This is a genomic window from Pradoshia sp. Z4_20, from assembly GCF_058216035.1.
This window is the reverse complement of the sequence record NZ_JBZAJD010000004.1, coordinates 52,416-70,367: the sequence shown is the minus strand read 5'-3', so window position 1 is coordinate 70,367 and position 17,952 is coordinate 52,416. Positions and strand designations below refer to the sequence as shown.

Sequence of the window (17,952 nt, the reverse complement as noted above, 5' to 3'; positions counted from 1 at the left end):
TATAAGCGGTGTATAAGGGAGTATTTAAAAGGAAATTTAACTTGTATACGCTTACATTAAATTACTGAGTCTTTTGGGGTGCTTTTCATTTACCAAATTTTCTGTTATATTATCAGAAAATTCAATTAAATTAGGGGTTGATCATATTATGAATCAAAAAGCCTATCAGTGCCCGTATTGCTATGGAAAGGGATATTTTCAATTATTGCTTGGAGGATCTGAAACATGCTCATGTTGCGGAGGAAGTGGTAAAACAAAAAACACTAAATAAATGTTATTTTTCAAAAACAACCCAATTGACGAAAATTATTCCATCCTATAAACTTACTTTTGTACGACTAAGGGGGAGTTATAGAGAATGGGCATGTCAATTCCGGTTGTAATTATATCAGTTGTATTGTTCTTTATTCTTTTTTTCGGATTGGGCTTTATTTTAAATATGTTATTTAGAAAGACATGGATTATGGCCGTTATTTATCCTTTGGCAGCATTATATTTTATTAACAGTGTTAAGTTAACGGAGTACTTTGTAAATCCATCTTCTAGCTTTCAATCATTAAAAGAGCATTTATTCAATCTTGCCTCTGCAGATGCAATTATCCTAGCCGCAGGTTTAGCAGGGTCGATTGTTTCAGGTATCGTTATAAGAATACTTCGTACCATGGGATACAGAATGTTTTAACCCTTTTCGAGCAATCGTTAAAGGGTTTTTTATTTGAAAAAATATAGATAGTTCTGAAAAACGAATAGATAATCTGGTATTGGGAAAAATGGTTTGTGTGAAAGGAGAAATCGTCACATGGACCATACTTTTAAATTTATCAGAGCAATTTCACTCGTTTTTTTATTCTTACTGGCTACCGTTGTAACCCTTTCATATTTTACAGGAATTAGTGTTCATGAGTTTCCTGTTTTTCGCCATATACATTCTAAAATAGTAAGGGAAAATCCTAAGCCCAAAGAGCAAATATCGTTATCAAGCTATGACACAACTTCCTCTGTTAAACAAATAAAATCAGCGTCCACGCTGGAAGAAAATGATAATTGGAATAAATACCCGGCTAAAGAAGTGATTGCTACAGGTTATACAGCAGGATACGAGTCAACTGGGAAAAATCCAAACCATCCCAGCTACGGAATCACCTATTCCGGTGTTAGGGTAAAACGTGACTTATATTCAACGATTGCAGCGGACACAAGTGTCTTTCCAATTGGGACCATTCTTTTTATCCCATCCTATGGGTATGGAGTGGTTGCTGATACAGGTTCAGCCATAAAGGGGAATAAAATAGATCTTTATTACGATACCGTGGACGATGTATATCAGAAATGGGGGAAAAAGCAGCTGAAGGTGTATGTAGTCAGTATGGGAACAGGCAAGCTGACTGAACCTGAGCTAAAAGCTTTGAATGAAACAGAGAGCTTGCAAGTATTTAGAAATCAAATTATTAATAACAAGTAGTGAAATATTTTTCTTCCTTTACCGTTCCTCATGGGCGGTTTTTTTATGATTTAAATTCGGTGTTCGCTATATAGCTTTTTTATATACTCCCCAGTTTAATTGCACGATTAATAAGTGGTAATAATACCGATACATGACTTTCCTCTGTAAACTCTCTGAACTGTATGTGAATACCGTATTGATGCAATTGATTAAGTTCTTCGGAAATTTCAGCAGCATTTTTATTCATTCCGCTAAAGTGTAGCTTTTCCAGCTCGCCTACCCCGACCAAAATCTTTATTTGCCGTTGAGATTGCTTTACCTTATGGATGAATGCTTCTTTCTCACTTCTAAAAAACTGTATATCCCAATGAATAGAGGGGCTTCCTGCAATGTATGTATGAAAAGTATCTGGCTCTGAAAAAAGAGTTTGTAAAACAAATAATCCGCCTAGTGAATGGCCAAATAGTGTTTGTTTGTCTATATTGACCGGCAGATGGCGCTCAATTTCAGGTTTAACTTTCTCTTTAATAAATGTAATGAAAGATTCAGCTCCGCCATGAGACGGCCATTCCAAGCCTGCTGGGTGCGGCGGTAAATCCTCTTTTGATATTGCCCTAGTAAAATCATAGACACGGTAAGGAGAGAATGGCTGATCTGTGTGATAACCAATTCCAACAATAATCGCTGGATACACGCCAGTTTTTTCCGGCTTTCTCATCTGCACACGCATTGCATCAACAAAGGTGCCAAATACAGAGTTTGCATCCAACGCATAGATAACCGGGTATCCTTCAGGAGGAGGAACAGTATCCGGCTTGTAAATAAAAATACGATAAAACCGGTCCTGTTTCTGATTGTACATATCTATTTCCCAGGTATTGGGTAAAGAAATATTTTGCTGCCAAGGCAAGCTGTCTTCCATAGAATTTTTTTGGGGTGTCTCTCTCATTTATTGACCTCTTTTCATTTGATTCAAAAGATTATTTGACAAATTAAGTATAAATCATTCAAAAATTTACATAAAATTAATTGAAAATTCCAGTTTGTTAGTATATATTTTATATAATACTTGATAATGATTATCATTTTCAATGCTTTCTGCGATAAATATGGGGGTAGGAAAAACAATAGTTAAGTTAGAGTGAAAGCGAGTACATAGAAAAAAGATTAGATGGAGGAAGAGGAAAATGAGTATTAAAAAGAATTTATTAATAGTGGGTTTATCCGCAATGATTTGCCTTGGTTTGGCAGCATGCAATGGTACGGAGACACAAATAAAACAATCCGACAATAAAGTTCAAGCTAATGAAAGTAAGAAATCAGAAGATAAAACTCAAACGATTACATACCTAGATAAAGAATATACGGTTCCTTCTGAAGTGAAAAAGATTGCTACAGCGAGTCTTGAATCCATGGAGGATGCAGCAATTTTAGGAGTTAAGCCTGTAGGCGCTATTACAATTGCCGGAGAACTGCCTGCTTATTTGGCTGAAGATTTGGCTGGTGCCAAGTCGATAGGGGAAAAAACACAGCCAAATTATGAAACGTTACTTGGATTAAAGCCTGATGTAATCCTTTGGACTTCCAAAGCGAAGGAGAATGTTACTGAACAATTAACGAAGGTTGCACCAACATTCCCATACTCCCATATCTCAACAAATTGGGAAGATAACTTAAATTTAATGGCTCATTTGACAGGTAAAGAAACTGAAGCAGATATGATTATTTCTGGTTATAAGAAAGATGCTGAGGAAGCAAAAGAACAATTGGGTGAAACTCTGAAAGGGAAAAAGGCAATGGTCCTTCGTATCCGAGGAGGCAATGTCTATGTGTATCCGGAAAGTATGTACCTTAACCCAGTTCTATACAATGATTTAGGACTTGAGGTACCGGAAGTGGTAAAATCTGCGAAGGCACAGGAAGTTATCTCAATGGAAAAGCTTGCGGAAGTGAATCCGGATTATGTGTTCCTTCAATTCGAAGAAAGTGAAAATGCTGATAAACCGAAAGCATTAGAAGAACTAGAAGCTAATCCAATTTGGAAAAGTATGAATGCTGCTAAAAACGAAAAAGTATTCGTTAATACTGTGGATCCTCTTGCCCAGGGCGGTACGGCATGGAGTAAGACGGCTTTCCTCGAAGCTGCAACCAGCTCTTTGACTGAGTAAGGTTGATGGTGTATGGATAAGAGGAAAATACCTTTACTGATAATATGTGCGGCACCCATTCTTATACTCCTTATCATCCTGTTATCCGTTTTTTATGGAGCCAAAAATATAGATTATATAACGATTTGGAATGCCCTTTTTCATTATGATGCCGGTAATGTAGACCATGCCATTATTATGACATCCCGTTTACCGAGAGCAATAAGCGCACTTCTTGTTGGAGCTTTCCTTGCTATATCAGGTGCACTAATGCAGGGGATGACAAGAAACTATCTTGCATCCCCTTCCATTATGGGGGTGGCAGACGGTTCAGCTTTTATCATTACTGTATCAATGATTTTCCTACCGAATATGACATCTATTGAAATGATTTTGTTGTCAATGGTTGGTTCAGCGCTCGGTGCAGGAATTGTTTATGGATTTGGCTCTATGCTTCCCAATGGTTTATCACCTGTTCGTTTGGCAATTATAGGTACTGTAATTGGGACGTTTCTGAGCAGCCTGTCTCAAGCATTGGCCTCCTATTACCAAGTCTCCCAGAATATTAGTTTTTGGTATAATGCGAGATTGCATCAAATAGATTCAGAGCTCCTTGGACTGGCTGTACCAATTGGAATAGTTGGAATCTTCCTTGCCTTACTAGTTTCCAAATCCGTAACGATTCTTTCTCTTGGTGAGGAAGTTTCAATCAGCCTGGGCCAGCGTACCGGATTAGTCAAAGTAATTTGTATTCTGTCTGTTATTTGTTTAACGGGTACGGCAATTGCATTAGTAGGAAAAGTTGGTTTCGTAGGCTTAATCATTCCGCACATTAGCCGTATGCTTGTCGGCGTTGATTATAAATGGATAATTCCTTGTGCAGGCATACTCGGGGCTGTATTTCTTGGTTTATGTGACGTTTTAAGCAGGTTTATTAATTATCCCTTTGAAACACCGATTGGCGTTGTGACTGCATTGATTGGTGTACCATTCTTCCTCTATTTAATCAGAACAAAAGGAGGAAGAGGCCTTGCATAAAGTTTCAAAACTAAGATATTACATAACATTATGGCTGATTGTACTCGCTATTACAGCAGTCATCGTTTATAGCTTGATGGCCGGAACCTTTCAATTGTCTGTTATCGATGTAATAAAGACATTAGCACGAATAGACGTAAATCCGGAACACGATTTGGTCATCTTTGATTTTAGGTTACCGAGGATTCTGATTGGCTGTCTGGTTGGGATTGGGCTTGGAATAGCCGGTGCTGTGATTCAGGGAGTGACGAAGAATGGCTTGGCCGATCCAGGAATACTTGGTATTAATGCCGGTGCTGGTACGGCTGTAGTTTTATTTATGTTTTTCTTTCATAGCGTATTTCAAGGAATGACATGGCTCTCCATTATGGCTATGCCCTTATTTGGTCTCGTTGGAGGATTGCTGGCGGCCTTAATTATATTCGCCTTTTCATGGAAAAATGGTTCCCTTGATGTAGAACGACTCATCTTGACTGGAATAGCGATTGGTTCAGCTTTTGGTGCCGTTTCCTTATATTTGTCGCTGAAAATGAAAGCAACTGATTTTGAAATGGCAGTTGTGTGGATCACAGGCAGCATTTATGATGCCAATTGGCTTTACATACTTGCCATGGCCCCCTGGCTGTTTATATGTATACCGATCATTCTAAAAAAGGCCTATATACTTGATTTGCTCCAATTAGAGGATAGTAGCGCTATCAGTTTAGGTATAGCCATTAATAAAGAAAAATCAATCTTACTTCTCAGCAGTATCGGCTTAATAAGCGCTTGTGTATCAGTATCAGGCAGTATTGGATTTATTGGCTTAATGGCGCCGCATATATCGCGCTATCTTGTTGGTGTTCAAAATAGATTTGTTATCCCTGTGAGTGCAGCAATCGGTGCGCTGTTGGTAGTCTCTTCTGATTATATTGCCAAAACAATCATTGCCCCTGCTGAACTGCCAGTTGGTATTATCGTATCCATTATTGGGGTACCATTCTTCTTGTATTTACTCAAAAAGGCGAAAGCATAAAGGGGGGATATTTGATATGAGTATTCTGCGTACAGAAAATCTTGAGGCCTGTTATGAAAAAAAGACCGTGTTTCAAAATTTAAACTTAGACATTACTAAAGGAAAAATAACGACTATTATTGGACCGAACGGTTGTGGAAAATCTACTTTATTAAAAACAATGGGACGTATACTGAAACAAAAGCAAGGGAAGGTATTTTTGCAAGAGCAAGATATGAACACGATTTCAACGAAGGAGATTGCCAGACGGCTTTCTATGCTGCCGCAAAGCCCGGTTGCACCGGGCTTGTTGGGTGTGGAGGAATTGGTATCCTATGGACGTTATCCACATCGTAAAAATAATAAAATAATGACGAATGAAGATATGGAAATCATTGAATGGGCAATGGATATAACTAAAACATCCCCTTTCCGAAACCGAAGCATCGCAAGCTTATCTGGTGGGCAAAGACAAAAGGTTTGGCTAGCCATGGCCCTAGCTCAGAAAACAGATATCATCCTCTTAGACGAGCCCACAACATACTTGGATATGGCCCACCAGCTGGATGTATTGCAAATTATTCAGGAACTCAATCGCCAAGAAAAAAGTACAATTGTAATGGTTCTTCATGATATTAACCATGCCTCCAGATACTCAGACCATATCATAGCCATGAAAGACGGCAGTATAATCAAATCCGGCACACCAACCGAAATCATTAACCAAGAAGTACTAAAAACCGTATTCCAAATAGAAGCCAGAATCATCATCGACCCATATGACCAAGCGCCGGTATGTGTTGGATATAATCTATAGTGCTGAAACGGCTTGCTCAGAAGCGAGGAGCATAAGACAGGGGCTCGGAAGGAGGCGTTCTCCCCTCCTGTAGAGGTCATGCTTATGACCTGAGTTTCTAGCCGTTGAAGCCGGATTGCATAAAAGCTGAGGCGACCATTTCAAGGAACAAAGACTAAGAACGCCATGTCCTGTGACAACGTCTTTGTGACCAACATCCTGTTGGCCTCCGCAACTAATTCACAGAGGATAATAGTCCTCTGTTTTTTTATGTCTAAAGGAAGGGTAAAATAGGCAAGATATGTCGGGGTAAATCGTTTAATTTTTCAGTGAATGGAATGCGTCATTTGTTCTAAATTATGATGCCAATGGTAAGATAATAGGTAAGGATAGTTAATGTCAGTAAGAAAAGGCATGAATAAAGATAAACGATCAGGAGGAGTAGTATGTTTAAAGTTTATAATGAAAATCCGAGTCAACTACATATGCCTGTTTTGGTAACTGGAGCATTTAATCATCCAGTTACGCTTGCAGCGACTTTATCGGAAGCGGATAAAATGATGAATAGTAAGCTTCAGGAGCTTGCCAAGGTTGGAGATATTTCCGCTCGGAAGAAAAAAGTTTCGACATTGCATACACTTGATCTTATTCCACCGGAGAGATTGGTGTTCGTTGGATTGGGGAAACAAAAAGATTTAACATTCGAAGAGCTGAAAGAAGCATTTGGCAAAATGTTTCAGAAAGTCGAAGGTCGTGGATGGACAAAGATTAGCGTCGACTTAACGTCATTCCTGACAGATGTCATTACGGTGGAGGATGCAGCACATGCTTTAGGAGAAGCATTAGCCTTGTCTACGTATGAATTTGAAGGATATAAGCATAAGAAAAATGAACCAGATCAGAAAATAGAAGAGGTTTCTGTATATACGGAAGCCGACCGAGAGCTAGTTGAGTCTTCCCTTTTTGTTGGATATACATATGGAAAAGGAACCAATTCAGCTCGGACTTTAGTAAATCTTCCAGGTAATATGCTAACGTCTACAGATATGGCCAATTATGCTAAAGGGCTGGCTGATAAGTATCAGTTTGAGTGCGAAATCCTTGAAAAAGAAGATATGCAGGAGCTTGGAATGGGAGCCTTGCTTGCCGTCAACCAAGGATCTGCTGAACCACCTAAAATGATTGTCCTAAAATATCAAGGGAAATCTGACTGGACAGATGTAATTGGTTTGGTTGGCAAAGGAATTACATTTGATACAGGCGGATATTCAATAAAGACAAAAGCAGGGATAGTTGGAATGAAAACGGATATGGGGGGAGCAGCCGCTGTCCTTGGAGCTATGGAGATAATTGGGGAATTGAGACCTGAACAAAATGTTGTGGCTGTTATTCCATCAACAGATAATATGATTTCCGGAAATGCCTTCAAACCGGATGATGTCATAGTTTCCATGGCTGGTAAAACAATTGAGGTCTTGAATACAGATGCCGAGGGGCGTCTTGTGTTGGCAGATGCGATTACATATGCTAAACAGCATGGAGCGGATTATTTAGTTGATGTAGCTACATTAACCGGGGGAGTTATTACAGCATTAGGTGTAGAAATGACAGGTGCGATGACAAATCATGAAAGCTGGTTTGAGGAAGTCTTAAAAGCATCTGATGAAGCTGGAGAACCCATGTGGAGATTGCCAATTACCGAAAGGGATAAAGCGCGTGTTCGCAATAGCAAAATAGCTGATCTTAATAATTCGCCGGGAGCAGAGGGGCATGCCATTATGGGAGGTGCATTTGTTGGTGAGTTTGCCGAGGAGACTCCATGGGTGCATTTAGATATAGCTGGTACATCTACAAGACGTTCCAGCTATGAACTTGGACCATCAGGTGCTACTGGTGTAATGGCGAGGACATTGGCTGTATTGGTTGAACGTTTTGGTTTGGATGGTGAAGATTAATCTAATCTCATAAATAGATTTAAATGTGAATGTTATCCTTGTAAGAGGGCATACGCCCTTACCTGCTGTTAGGTTTCTGCATACATAATAGTGTAGGCATTTAAACAAACAGGAGGTATTTTACAGATGGATTACAGACAGAGAAGACCATGGGGCAGACCGTGGGGCGGACCGTGGGGAAGACCATGGGGTAGACCAGGTTTTGGTTTTGGATTTGGAGGTCCGATCGGGGGATTTGGTTTAGGATTAGCCGGCGGATTAATAGGTGGAGCATTGCTTAGCAGACCATGGGGATATGGATATGGTTATCCTCCGTATGGATATGGGTCCCCATGGGGATATGGTGGCGGATTTTATTAATAATAATTTGTAAACAAAACCAGCAGTTATCAAACTGCTGGTTTTTAGCTCCATCGTATGACTACCCCAACTTCACAACAGGGAGGACTGGTTTGTTTATCAGCAAAAACCAGCCGAATTCCCTCCGGATCGTAATAGATGGAAGGAGCTATTCGAATACCGGTTGAAAGCAATAATCGATTCACTTCGCTTAGGTTATTAAACTCAGAGGCTGCCATAATTTGACGAGCTAAATCTTGAGATGCAGAGATCTGATTGGCAATTCTTAATGCTTCAGTCAGATAGGACGCGGTTCGATTGGCAGAATTCTTAAATTTTGTTGTATCTATAGCAGGAACTTTTCTGTTATATGAAGAATAAGAATTCATACCAGTAACAGATGGATGGATCCATGTGGGTATGTGGTAATGAGGACCTAGACTTTGAGCCCAGTTATAAAACTGTTGATTTGCATACATATGGGCACCTCCTCTTACGAAATAAAATACCTTATAACTATATATAAGAGAAGGTAGATTGTATTAGACCAAAAAATAAGCAACGGTTAGGTTGCTTATTTAGGGGATAGATGATGTTCGTTTAGATATCGTTGCGATGCTCGACTAAATCAATAACACCAAGAGCAATATGGGCAAGCCCAAATCCAAATAGTGCATTGGCAATCATTTTATTGCTATTATGCTTTTGTTTAAGGGCATAACCAGTAGCAGCAACAGCGGTACCTAATACAGTTGGAACCATTCCTTCTCGAAGATCCATTTGACCAATCCTCCATCATCTAGATATGCTTTTTGTAAAGTCTTACAGATATCCAGTTCATCTTTTTTCGAAGGGATTCACCTTAAAAATCAGAATAGGAATCAGTTGTAAGAAAGCTTTACTCCTTTATTTTTCCGCTCTTTATCTAATTCATAACAAATAAGCAATGGAAAGGATGCCTTTAATTGGATTTAAGTAAAACATTGATGGGTACATTAGGGATAGAAATAGTTGAGGTCTGTGAAGGAAGAGTTGTTGCAACCATGCCTGTTGACCATCGGACACACCAGCCGATGGGACTTCTTCACGGTGGCGCATCGGTGGCTCTTGCCGAAACGGTCGCCAGTCTTGGTGGATATACAATGGTTGACGAGGAGAAAGAAGCAGTCGTTGGTTTAGAGATTAATGCGAATCATCTTAAAAGCAAAAGGGAAGGCTTGGTGACCGCAACAGGAAATATTGTACACAGAGGAAAAAAAACAATGGTATGGGAAATTAAAATAACGGATGAAGAGAACGAATTAATATGTATCAGCAGATGTACGCTTGCTGTTATTCAAATAAAAAAATGAGGATGTTTTACAAGGTCTAAAGCGATCTTGTAAGCATCCTCTTTTTCTGTCATTAGCTATTTTTTTGTTTTTTTGCCTTTTTTAAATCATCACGCACACTATGTTTCCACAATTTAACGCCTGTATTATAGGCTGCACGGCTGATTAAATGTCCGGCAACCGGAGCTGTCATAAAAATAAAGAAGATAGCTAACAGGATACGGGAGTTAAAATGGCCCTCTGTAATCCAGAAATATAAGAATGTGCCAAGCAATACAAGGGTTACACCCAAAGTGGATGTTTTAGAAGCTGCATGGTTCCGCGTATAGACATCGGGTAAACGGAGTATTCCAAGAGCTGATACAACGGTTAATATAGAACCGATTAAAACGATACAAACAAAAATATAGGAACTAATTTCGTTCATTTTCTATGATTTCCCCTTTCTCCAGGAATTTCGAAAAGGCAACCGTACCAGTGAACGAAAGAATACTGATCAGAAGGATAACCTCTAAAAACATGGATGTGCTGAGCAATAAAGATAGTATGGCAATCATGCAAATTAAGTTCATGCCAATAGCATCCAATGCCATTACACGATCAGGGATGCTTGGTCCCTTAATTACTCTATAAATTAGAATGAGCATCGAAATAGCTATACAGACTAAAGAAAGCTGAAGGATGAAATTAATCATTACTCACTCACCTCCAGAATAAGCCGCTCAAATGAATTTTTTATACTTTCTTGCATCTCTGGAATCTCCGATATGTTTAATGCATGGATGAATAATGTTTTGTTATCAGAAGAAATATCCAGAACTAATGTACCGGGAGTTAAGGTAATCAGACAGGACAGAAGAGTGATCTGCCAATCCGATTTAAGTTTGGTTTCATAAGTAAAAATTCCTGGCTTCAGTTCAAGCTTTGGTCTGATGATTGTTTTAAAAACGTCGAAGTTTGCAATCAATAATTCTCGTATAAATATCCCCAGAAGGTGAAGGACAGCCACTACCTTATGCAAATAAAACCGAGTCGAAAAAAAGCGTCTGAATAGAAAAAGAATAATCGCCCCAATTAAATAGCCGATAATAAAGGAAGCGGCTGTATTTGACGTCGTCAGGAACATCCAGGTCAAGGCTAGAATTACATTTAATAATATTTGATAAGACATATCTTCATCACTCCTTTAGTACGGCCTGAATGTAATCTGATGGATTCATTAAAACATCAACCGCATCAGAAACATACGTATAAACAACTTCAGAGCCCAATCCGTACAATATTGAGACTACAAGTAAAATGCCGATCGGCAATAGTAAAAAACGGTTATCTTTCTTGGAGAAGTTCTCATCGGAAACTTTTTTCTCTCCCCAGAACGCGAATATGAAAATGCGCATCACGGAATATAAAACAATTAAACTTGAGAATAGGACTACCAATCCTCCTACGTAATGCCTTTCATCAAAGGCACCCTGAATGATTAGTAATTTTCCTGTAAAACCGCTGAAAGGTGGAACCCCTGCTAACGATATAGCCGCTATGAAGAACATCCAAGCTAAAAGTGGAGATTCGTGAATTAACCCACCCATGCGCTTAATATTACTTGTCCCTGTTTTGGCCATCATTACTCCAATAAGCAGAAACAGGGCTGCTTTAATCATCATGTCATGAATTGTATACATAATTGAACCGGATATGGATGCGGTATTCATGATTGAAATACCGAAGATTATAACACCAATGGCAATTACGATATTGTAAATGATGATTTTTTTACCATCCATATAGGCCAATACACCGATACAGCCCAATACAATGGTTAAAATTCCAAGGTACTCCAGCAATGTATGCGTATAATCAGTATGATGATAAAACATAATGGTAAAGGTTCTTAGGATGGAATAAACACCAACCTTCGTTAATAATGAACCAAACAAAGCCAGGATTGGAATTGGCGGCGCAAAGTATGAGCCGGGCATCCAAAAATATAAAGGAAAAATGGCTGCCTTCAATCCAAACACGATTAGAAACAGAACAGCGATAACCGTGATGATTCCCGGCTGGTCTACTTCCGCAATTCTTTCTGAGATATCTGCCATATTCAGCGTACCTACAACAGAGTATAAGAATGCAACAGCAGCAACAAAAAGGCCAGAAGCAATTACATTTACAAGCAAATATTTAATAGACTCGCGAAGCTGTACTTTTGTACCACCTGTCACAAGTAATACATAAGATGACATCAGCATTACTTCAAAAAATACAAATAAGTTGAATATATCTCCGGTCAAAAATGCCCCGTTAACACCTACAATTAAAAATTGGATAAGGGCATAGTAGAAATATTTTTCACGGTTTGCATCAATATTTTTAAAAGAATAAATAATCGTTACTAATGTAATAAGAGATGTAGTTAAAACCAGTAAGGCTGCCAGCATATCCGCTACAAGACTAATTCCGAAAGGGGCATCCCAGCTGCCGGCCTGCAAGGTAAGAATGCCATTTGTTTTTACCTCTATTAAAAGTGAAAAGGTAACTACCAGGACCAGTATAGAAGAGGCCAAGGCGACTATTCGTTGGGCATTTATTTTTTTCGCAAGGAATAACAATAAAATTCCTGTCAATAACGGAAGTAAAATAGGTAATATAACAAGGTTATTCATATGACTTATTTCCTCTCAGTTGATCCATGTTATCCGTTCCAAGTTCCTGATAGGAACGATAGGCCAATACCAGGAAGAAAGATGTGACACCGAAGCTAATTACAATCGCTGTCAGGATTAATGCCTGTGGCAGCGGATCCACATAGGATTTGGCGTGTTCACTTAAGATAGGCACAGCTCCTTGTTTTAATCCTCCCATGGTAAGAACCAATAAATTCACCGCATGGCTCAATATGCTTGTTCCAATAATGATACGAAGCAAGCTTTTTGATAAAAGTAAATAGGTGGAAATCGTAAATAGAATTCCTATAGCAAAACACATTAAAATCTCCATCATTCACTCTCCCCAATCGTTTGAATAATGGTCATTGTCACGCCGATTACAACTAGATAAACACCCGTATCAAAGATAACTGCTGTATGAAGGGATGTTTTTCCAAGGAGCGGCAAATCAAAATAATCAAAGGCGTGCGTCAGGAAAGGAGCATCGAAGAATAACGCACCAGCTCCAGTCCCGACAGATAACAACAACCCCACAGCTATTAACGATAAATAATTTACCGGCAGAAAACTTTTTACGGTTTTTAAATCAAATGCCAGCAATAAAAGAATGATGGCAGAAGAAGTCATAAGACCACCGATAAATCCACCGCCCGGCGTATAGTGTCCGGCAAAGAAAATGTGTATAGAGAACAAAATAATAATAAAAGTTGCGATTTTAGTAACCGTCTGTAAAATTAAATCATTTGTTTTCATTCTTCCCCTCCTCTTTTCGTGAGACGGAGTTTAATCATGGTGTAAATTCCCATGGCTGCAATGGATAATACGGTGATTTCAAACATGGTATCCAAACCACGGAAGTCAACCAGGATTACGTTAACCATATTCTCTCCACCAGCTTCTTTGTACGTAACCTCTTTATAAAATTCAGAGATGGATTCAAATAGCTTCGTACTGTGAGAAGCCAGCGCGATAAGTGTCATCGTAATTCCGACACCGAGAGAGATTGCCAGGTTCGTCAATTTAAAACGCATACGCTTTTCCTTTGGTTTATACTTCGGCAAGTGATAGAAACAAAGCAAGAACAGCGATGTAGATACTGTTTCAATGACAAATTGAGTTAAGGCTAAATCAGGTGCCCTAAATAGAACAAATAAAAGTGATACTGTATAACCAACCGCTCCCATTAAAATGATTGAAGTCAGTCTCGATTTTGCAAATAGAATCATGATTGAAGCCAGAACTAAGATAAAGATCAAAATAACTTCGTATACCCCAATTGGAGTCATACTGGTTGTTTCGAATGCAAAGCTATCGGTTTTCCAAACCGTATAAAGTAAACTGATAATCAAGAAGCCAAATATATAAACTAAATAATCATGGATACTCCCGTTCATATATCCGCGGGTAATGAGACGTGAACCTGTATCCAGTGATCTTAATCCCATATTATATGCATTGTTTAATGTGTATTTATCAGAGAAATACGTATAAATCTTGCTCCATTTTGGATAGAACTTATACAAGATAATTCCTAAGATGACAACTCCGATTGTCATTAATAATGCGCCATTTACTCCGTGCCACATTTGTATATGAAGATGCGGAGGGTTTCCGTTTTCATAAAGGCTCGGCAGGATAGCTGCAGTAGCTGGCTCAATAATTGTTGAAGTAAGGATGTTTGGAAATAATCCAAAAATAATAACCAAGGCTGCAAGCGTGATTGGTGAAATCAATAATCCAATCGGTGCTTCATGTGGTTTTTTCGTTAATTTTTCAGGCTGAAGTTTGCCGCCAAATGTTCTAAATAAAAGAATCATACAGTAAACAAATGTGAATACACTTGCCAGCCATCCAATAACAGGGAATAAATTACCCCATGTTTGCAGGTTAAGAAAATCTGCTTTTGTTATATCTAATAGGCTGCCAAAGAACATTTCCTTACTCAAGAAGCCATTGAATGGAGGCAAGCCTGCCATTGAGAATGCTCCGATTGCAGCAATAGTAAAAGTGATTGGCATTATGGTCATTAATCCGCCCAGTTTACGAATATCCCTAGTTCCCGTTTCGTGATCAATTATACCGACTGCCATGAATAATGAACCTTTAAAGGTTGCATGGTTAATTAGGTGAAAAACAGCTGCCGAAACAGCGGCAATATATACATTATTCTCGGCTGATCCAAAATGGAGGGAAGCCGCACCGATGCCAAGCAGGGACATGATTAAGCCGAGCTGGCTGACTGTTGAGTAGGCAAGAATCCCTTTTAAATCATACTGACGTACTGCATTAAAGGAACCCCAAATTAAGGTTATGATACCGACCAGGCCGATAATCCATACCCATTCACCTGATAAAGCAAATATAGGGCTCAAACGTGCTACTAAATAGATACCTGCTTTAACCATCGTTGCTGAATGAAGATATGCACTGACTGGTGTAGGTGCTTCCATTGCATCAGGTAACCAAATGTGGAATGGGAATTGGGCAGACTTCGTGAATGCCCCTAATAAAACGAGTATCATCGAAAAATAAAAAAGAGGATGGTTTACCAAATCAGGAGCTATTGAAATTAATTCTCTGATGCTGAAGGTATTTCCCATTACAGAGAGGGTTATAAAACCTCCTAGCATGGATAAGCCACCTAAAAAGGTGATTAATAATGATTTTTGCGCTCCGTAGCGAGATCCTTTTCTCTCATGCCAATAGCCAATCAGCAGGAAGGAAGAAAGGCTGGTAAATTCCCAAAACGTATAAAGGACGATTAAGTTGTCAGATAGGACAACCCCAAGCATAGCCCCCATAAATAATAGTAAATAAACATAAAAATTACTCAGTTTTTCTTTTGTTTTGTCCATATAAAAGATGGAGTACAGAATAACTAGTGTACCAATACCTGTGATCAGCATAGCGAAGAGCAGGCCTAATCCGTCTACATAAACATCAAATGATATGTTTAGTGAAGGAATCCACTCAAAACTAGCTGTTATGGATTGATGATCCGTTATTTCAGGCAGGAACGTAAACAAATAACCAAATAATACGATAGGTATAATGAGTACGAACCATCCGGTATGTATTTTACGAGCATATTTGCCTATAAACGGAATACATATCGCAGCCAAAAAAGGCAGTAATATACTCAAGTGAAGCATTGACATAAGGACCTCCCTTAAAAAATTATAAAATATTGAAAAATTACAACAAAATGTACCAATCCGTACATTCAGCATAGCAAATTATACAGCAAATTTATATTAGACTGTACTTGAAAAGACTGGTATTCATGTGTTTTAACCATGTATTATATGAAGGAAAAAATTTAAAAATTTAATTCTCCTTTCCGATAAATGGTTTATAATGGGAAAATGTGAAGTATAAGGAATAATGAAAATGAAGAATAATATGTAACAGGTTATTTTCCCTTATTATCGATAATGGCATTTAGTCTGTTCTTTGCTGTTCATCTTATGGTAAGAATGATTGCATTTTTAAAAAGCAATGGGCTCTATTCAGGCATGACTGGATTGTTATCAGAGATCCATATTAAATTATCCTTTTTATTATTGTTCTTTATCTGTTTTTTTATGTTACTTGCTGCGTTAAAGCTTCTTGTCGATACCTTTTTGGAACTGTCACTTTTATTTTTCTCAAAGGATAAGGTGGGAGAAGACCTGCAAAAGCTGAGAGGGACTTCTATCATTTTTCTGATAGGTGGACTTATATCTATGTTATGTTGTCTTTGGTTGCTTGCAGGCTGCTTTTTACTTACTTCATTATTCGCTTTTATATACTTTCTGTATAAAATCAGTTCATCCTTATCGGGTACCTGATTGATAGGGATTATATTTTTTCATGTAACTATCTGGGCCGTTCTGTTATTGGCAGTCTGTCTCTCTGTCTTAAAATTATATAATAGTATAATGGCGGGACTTCCGCTGTAAAGGAAAAAGCATGATGAACCTCTAATAGAGAGAATACATCATGCTTTTCCATATTTTTATTTACGGCTGACTTTATTTAAATACTGGACGGCTGATCCTTGCCCACCCAGACCCCACCTGTATATGAAGCAGTCATCCCAATAAACCATAAATCATGATAATCATTTGTTGTACCGGTTTTTCCTCCTATATAAGCTACCTTTTTTCGAAGCAATCGAACAGCTGCAGTATTAACCGATTTGGCCATTGCCTGATTGAGTGGAAGATTGCTATATGTTGAATGACCATAGTTCTCTGGGCAGTAATTTTCGATGCATATCGCTGAAGCGTCTATTTTTTGGATCCTTATTAGTTTTCAAATAAGGCGCATATACCAGCAATGGTTTAATCGTAGATCCTGGCTGACGAAAACTTTAATGGGCTCGATTAAATGTTGAGGGTTTATATGTTTTTCCCCCAATCAATGAGACAAGCTCATGAGTAGAATGATTAATAACTACCGCTGATGCTTCAACGTTTTTATAAGGCAGGATGCTACTAACGGCTGATTTGGCTTTTTCTGAATATCTGAATCGAGAAAAAGTGTGGATCGTAATTCCTGAATGCAGCAGTTCCGTGATGCGGTTATCTAATTTCTCTGTTAATTGATTAGATCCTTGTTCAGATAAACCAGAAAACTGATAACCATCCTGCTCTGCGACCAGCTGACGAAATTCAGCCAGCGTGTAATCGGTATAATCAGGAAATTCTTGGATTCGTTTGGAAAGATTTAATTTTATTGATTCTTTTAAAATTTGCTCTTTTTCTCCATTCGTTATGAAATTCTTATTCTCAAGTTGCTGCAGAAGTCTAACCTGGCGTTTTTTTGTATTTTGGAAATTAGTCAGCGGGTCATAAAGACTAGGGTTATTAGGAATTGCCGCTAGAAAAGAGAGTTCACCATGCTTGAGATTCTTTGCTGATTTGGAAAAATAAAAATGAGCAGCAGCTTCAATTCCATAGGAACTGTTACCATAGTAAATCGCAATTATGTAAGTATTTAATAGTTAATCTTTTGAAAAATCACGCTCAAGCTGATAGGCGTAAAGCAGTTCAGTTAATTTACGATTATATGTACGTTCATTTGTGAGGAATAAATTTCGAGCGAGCTGTTGTGTAATGGTGCTGCCCCCTTGATGAATTCCCCCGCTTTCCGTATTAATTATGAACGCTCTGCTAATAGCTGATAAATCAAACCCCTTATGTGAATAAAAATGCTGATCCTCTGAAACTACGTAAATATCCTTTAAAATTTGAGGGAT

General features: G+C 38.5%; 21 protein-coding genes and 2 pseudogenes. 11 read left to right on the top strand and 12 right to left on the bottom strand.

The window, feature by feature from the left end; translation table 11 throughout:
- Window positions 1-148 precede the first annotated feature (148 nt).
- From AC4BHP_RS11755 to spsC, 3 genes are all read left to right on the top strand, one after another.
- The gene (locus AC4BHP_RS11755) at window positions 149-271 is read left to right on the top strand and encodes a YuiA family protein (protein WP_175354293.1); all 123 of its coding nucleotides are present in this window, start codon (window positions 149-151) and stop codon (window positions 269-271) included.
- An 87-nt stretch (window positions 272-358) separates the two neighbouring features.
- A complete protein-coding gene (locus AC4BHP_RS11750) occupies window positions 359-682 on the top strand; it encodes a YuiB family protein (protein WP_066106581.1) in 324 nt (107 codons plus the stop codon).
- Between the two features lie 117 nt (window positions 683-799).
- Window positions 800-1,462, top strand: coding sequence for a stationary phase survival protein SpsC (gene spsC / locus AC4BHP_RS11745; protein ID WP_139892282.1), 663 nt, complete (start codon window positions 800-802; stop codon window positions 1,460-1,462).
- Between the two features lie 79 nt (window positions 1,463-1,541).
- Here the strand turns inward: spsC and AC4BHP_RS11740 are convergent, their stop codons facing one another.
- Window positions 1,542-2,393 carry an alpha/beta hydrolase gene (locus AC4BHP_RS11740; RefSeq protein WP_490552379.1) on the bottom strand — a complete coding sequence of 284 codons (852 nt, stop codon included), beginning with the start codon at window positions 2,391-2,393 and terminating at the stop codon, window positions 1,542-1,544.
- A 244-nt stretch (window positions 2,394-2,637) separates the two neighbouring features.
- Between AC4BHP_RS11740 and AC4BHP_RS11735 the strand changes: the two genes are divergently transcribed.
- The 6 genes from AC4BHP_RS11735 (at window position 2,638) to AC4BHP_RS11710 (ending at window position 8,734) form a co-directional block, all read left to right on the top strand.
- Complete coding sequence (locus AC4BHP_RS11735; protein ID WP_139892357.1) at window positions 2,638-3,612, top strand: iron-hydroxamate ABC transporter substrate-binding protein; 975 nt, start codon at window positions 2,638-2,640, stop codon at window positions 3,610-3,612.
- Between the two features lie 12 nt (window positions 3,613-3,624).
- The gene (locus AC4BHP_RS11730) at window positions 3,625-4,629 is read left to right on the top strand and encodes a FecCD family ABC transporter permease (protein WP_490552378.1); all 1,005 of its coding nucleotides are present in this window, start codon (window positions 3,625-3,627) and stop codon (window positions 4,627-4,629) included.
- Window positions 4,622-5,644: a FecCD family ABC transporter permease gene (locus tag AC4BHP_RS11725; RefSeq protein ID WP_066106594.1), complete on the top strand. Its 1,023-nt coding sequence runs from the start codon at window positions 4,622-4,624 to the stop codon at window positions 5,642-5,644. Before AC4BHP_RS11730 ends, AC4BHP_RS11725 begins: the two co-directional genes overlap by 8 nt.
- Window positions 5,645-5,660: 16 nt before the next feature.
- Entirely contained in the window at window positions 5,661-6,440 is a 780-nt protein-coding gene (locus AC4BHP_RS11720; RefSeq protein ID WP_139892288.1) for an ABC transporter ATP-binding protein, read from the top strand.
- A gap of 425 nt (window positions 6,441-6,865) precedes the next feature.
- A complete protein-coding gene (locus AC4BHP_RS11715) occupies window positions 6,866-8,374 on the top strand; it encodes a leucyl aminopeptidase (RefSeq protein ID WP_066106601.1) in 1,509 nt (502 codons plus the stop codon).
- Between the two features lie 126 nt (window positions 8,375-8,500).
- On the top strand, window positions 8,501-8,734 hold the full coding sequence (locus AC4BHP_RS11710; RefSeq protein WP_066106603.1) for an inner spore coat protein YmaG: 234 nt from the start codon (window positions 8,501-8,503) through the stop codon (window positions 8,732-8,734).
- 44 nt (window positions 8,735-8,778) lie between these two features.
- On the opposite strand, the gene AC4BHP_RS11705 is transcribed toward AC4BHP_RS11710, so the two are convergent.
- On the bottom strand, window positions 8,779-9,192 hold the full coding sequence (locus AC4BHP_RS11705; protein WP_066106606.1) for a YuzC family spore coat inner layer protein: 414 nt from the start codon (window positions 9,190-9,192) through the stop codon (window positions 8,779-8,781).
- 121 nt (window positions 9,193-9,313) lie between these two features.
- Window positions 9,314-9,493, bottom strand: a complete 180-nt coding sequence (locus AC4BHP_RS11700; protein WP_066106609.1) for an asparagine synthase — start codon at window positions 9,491-9,493, stop codon at window positions 9,314-9,316.
- A gap of 206 nt (window positions 9,494-9,699) precedes the next feature.
- On the opposite strand from AC4BHP_RS11700, the gene AC4BHP_RS11695 reads away from it, so the two are divergent.
- Window positions 9,700-10,065 (top strand): hotdog fold thioesterase, encoded by a 366-nt coding sequence (locus AC4BHP_RS11695; protein WP_066106926.1) that lies wholly within the window; start codon window positions 9,700-9,702, stop codon window positions 10,063-10,065.
- A gap of 52 nt (window positions 10,066-10,117) precedes the next feature.
- Here the strand turns inward: AC4BHP_RS11695 and mnhG are convergent, their stop codons facing one another.
- Genes mnhG through AC4BHP_RS11660 form a run of 7 tightly spaced genes read right to left on the bottom strand, consistent with a single transcriptional unit; the run spans window position 10,118 to window position 15,868 of the window.
- Window positions 10,118-10,471: a monovalent cation/H(+) antiporter subunit G gene (gene mnhG, locus AC4BHP_RS11690; RefSeq protein ID WP_066106612.1), complete on the bottom strand. Its 354-nt coding sequence runs from the start codon at window positions 10,469-10,471 to the stop codon at window positions 10,118-10,120.
- Window positions 10,458-10,739: a Na(+)/H(+) antiporter subunit F1 gene (locus tag AC4BHP_RS11685; protein ID WP_066106615.1), complete on the bottom strand. Its 282-nt coding sequence runs from the start codon at window positions 10,737-10,739 to the stop codon at window positions 10,458-10,460. The genes mnhG and AC4BHP_RS11685 overlap by 14 nt, the downstream gene beginning before the upstream one ends.
- Window positions 10,739-11,215 carry a Na+/H+ antiporter subunit E gene (locus AC4BHP_RS11680; RefSeq protein ID WP_066106620.1) on the bottom strand — a complete coding sequence of 159 codons (477 nt, stop codon included), beginning with the start codon at window positions 11,213-11,215 and terminating at the stop codon, window positions 10,739-10,741. The genes AC4BHP_RS11685 and AC4BHP_RS11680 overlap by 1 nt, the downstream gene beginning before the upstream one ends.
- A gap of 7 nt (window positions 11,216-11,222) precedes the next feature.
- Entirely contained in the window at window positions 11,223-12,707 is a 1,485-nt protein-coding gene (locus tag AC4BHP_RS11675; protein WP_490552372.1) for a Na+/H+ antiporter subunit D, read from the bottom strand.
- Entirely contained in the window at window positions 12,700-13,041 is a 342-nt protein-coding gene (locus tag AC4BHP_RS11670) for a Na(+)/H(+) antiporter subunit C (protein ID WP_066106626.1), read from the bottom strand. The genes AC4BHP_RS11675 and AC4BHP_RS11670 overlap by 8 nt, the downstream gene beginning before the upstream one ends.
- Window positions 13,041-13,463 (bottom strand): Na(+)/H(+) antiporter subunit B, encoded by a 423-nt coding sequence (locus tag AC4BHP_RS11665; protein WP_066106630.1) that lies wholly within the window; start codon window positions 13,461-13,463, stop codon window positions 13,041-13,043. The genes AC4BHP_RS11670 and AC4BHP_RS11665 overlap by 1 nt, the downstream gene beginning before the upstream one ends.
- Window positions 13,460-15,868: a Na+/H+ antiporter subunit A gene (locus AC4BHP_RS11660; RefSeq protein ID WP_490552370.1), complete on the bottom strand. Its 2,409-nt coding sequence runs from the start codon at window positions 15,866-15,868 to the stop codon at window positions 13,460-13,462. The genes AC4BHP_RS11665 and AC4BHP_RS11660 overlap by 4 nt, the downstream gene beginning before the upstream one ends.
- A gap of 276 nt (window positions 15,869-16,144) precedes the next feature.
- Between AC4BHP_RS11660 and AC4BHP_RS11655 the strand changes: the two are divergent.
- Window positions 16,145-16,651 (top strand): annotated as a pseudogene (locus AC4BHP_RS11655) (DUF5366 family protein).
- Between the two features lie 76 nt (window positions 16,652-16,727).
- On the opposite strand, the gene AC4BHP_RS11650 reads toward AC4BHP_RS11655, so the two are convergent.
- Entirely contained in the window at window positions 16,728-16,865 is a 138-nt protein-coding gene (locus tag AC4BHP_RS11650) for a hypothetical protein (protein ID WP_490552368.1), read from the bottom strand.
- A 199-nt stretch (window positions 16,866-17,064) separates the two neighbouring features.
- A pseudogene (locus tag AC4BHP_RS11645) lies at window positions 17,065-17,952 on the bottom strand (transglycosylase domain-containing protein).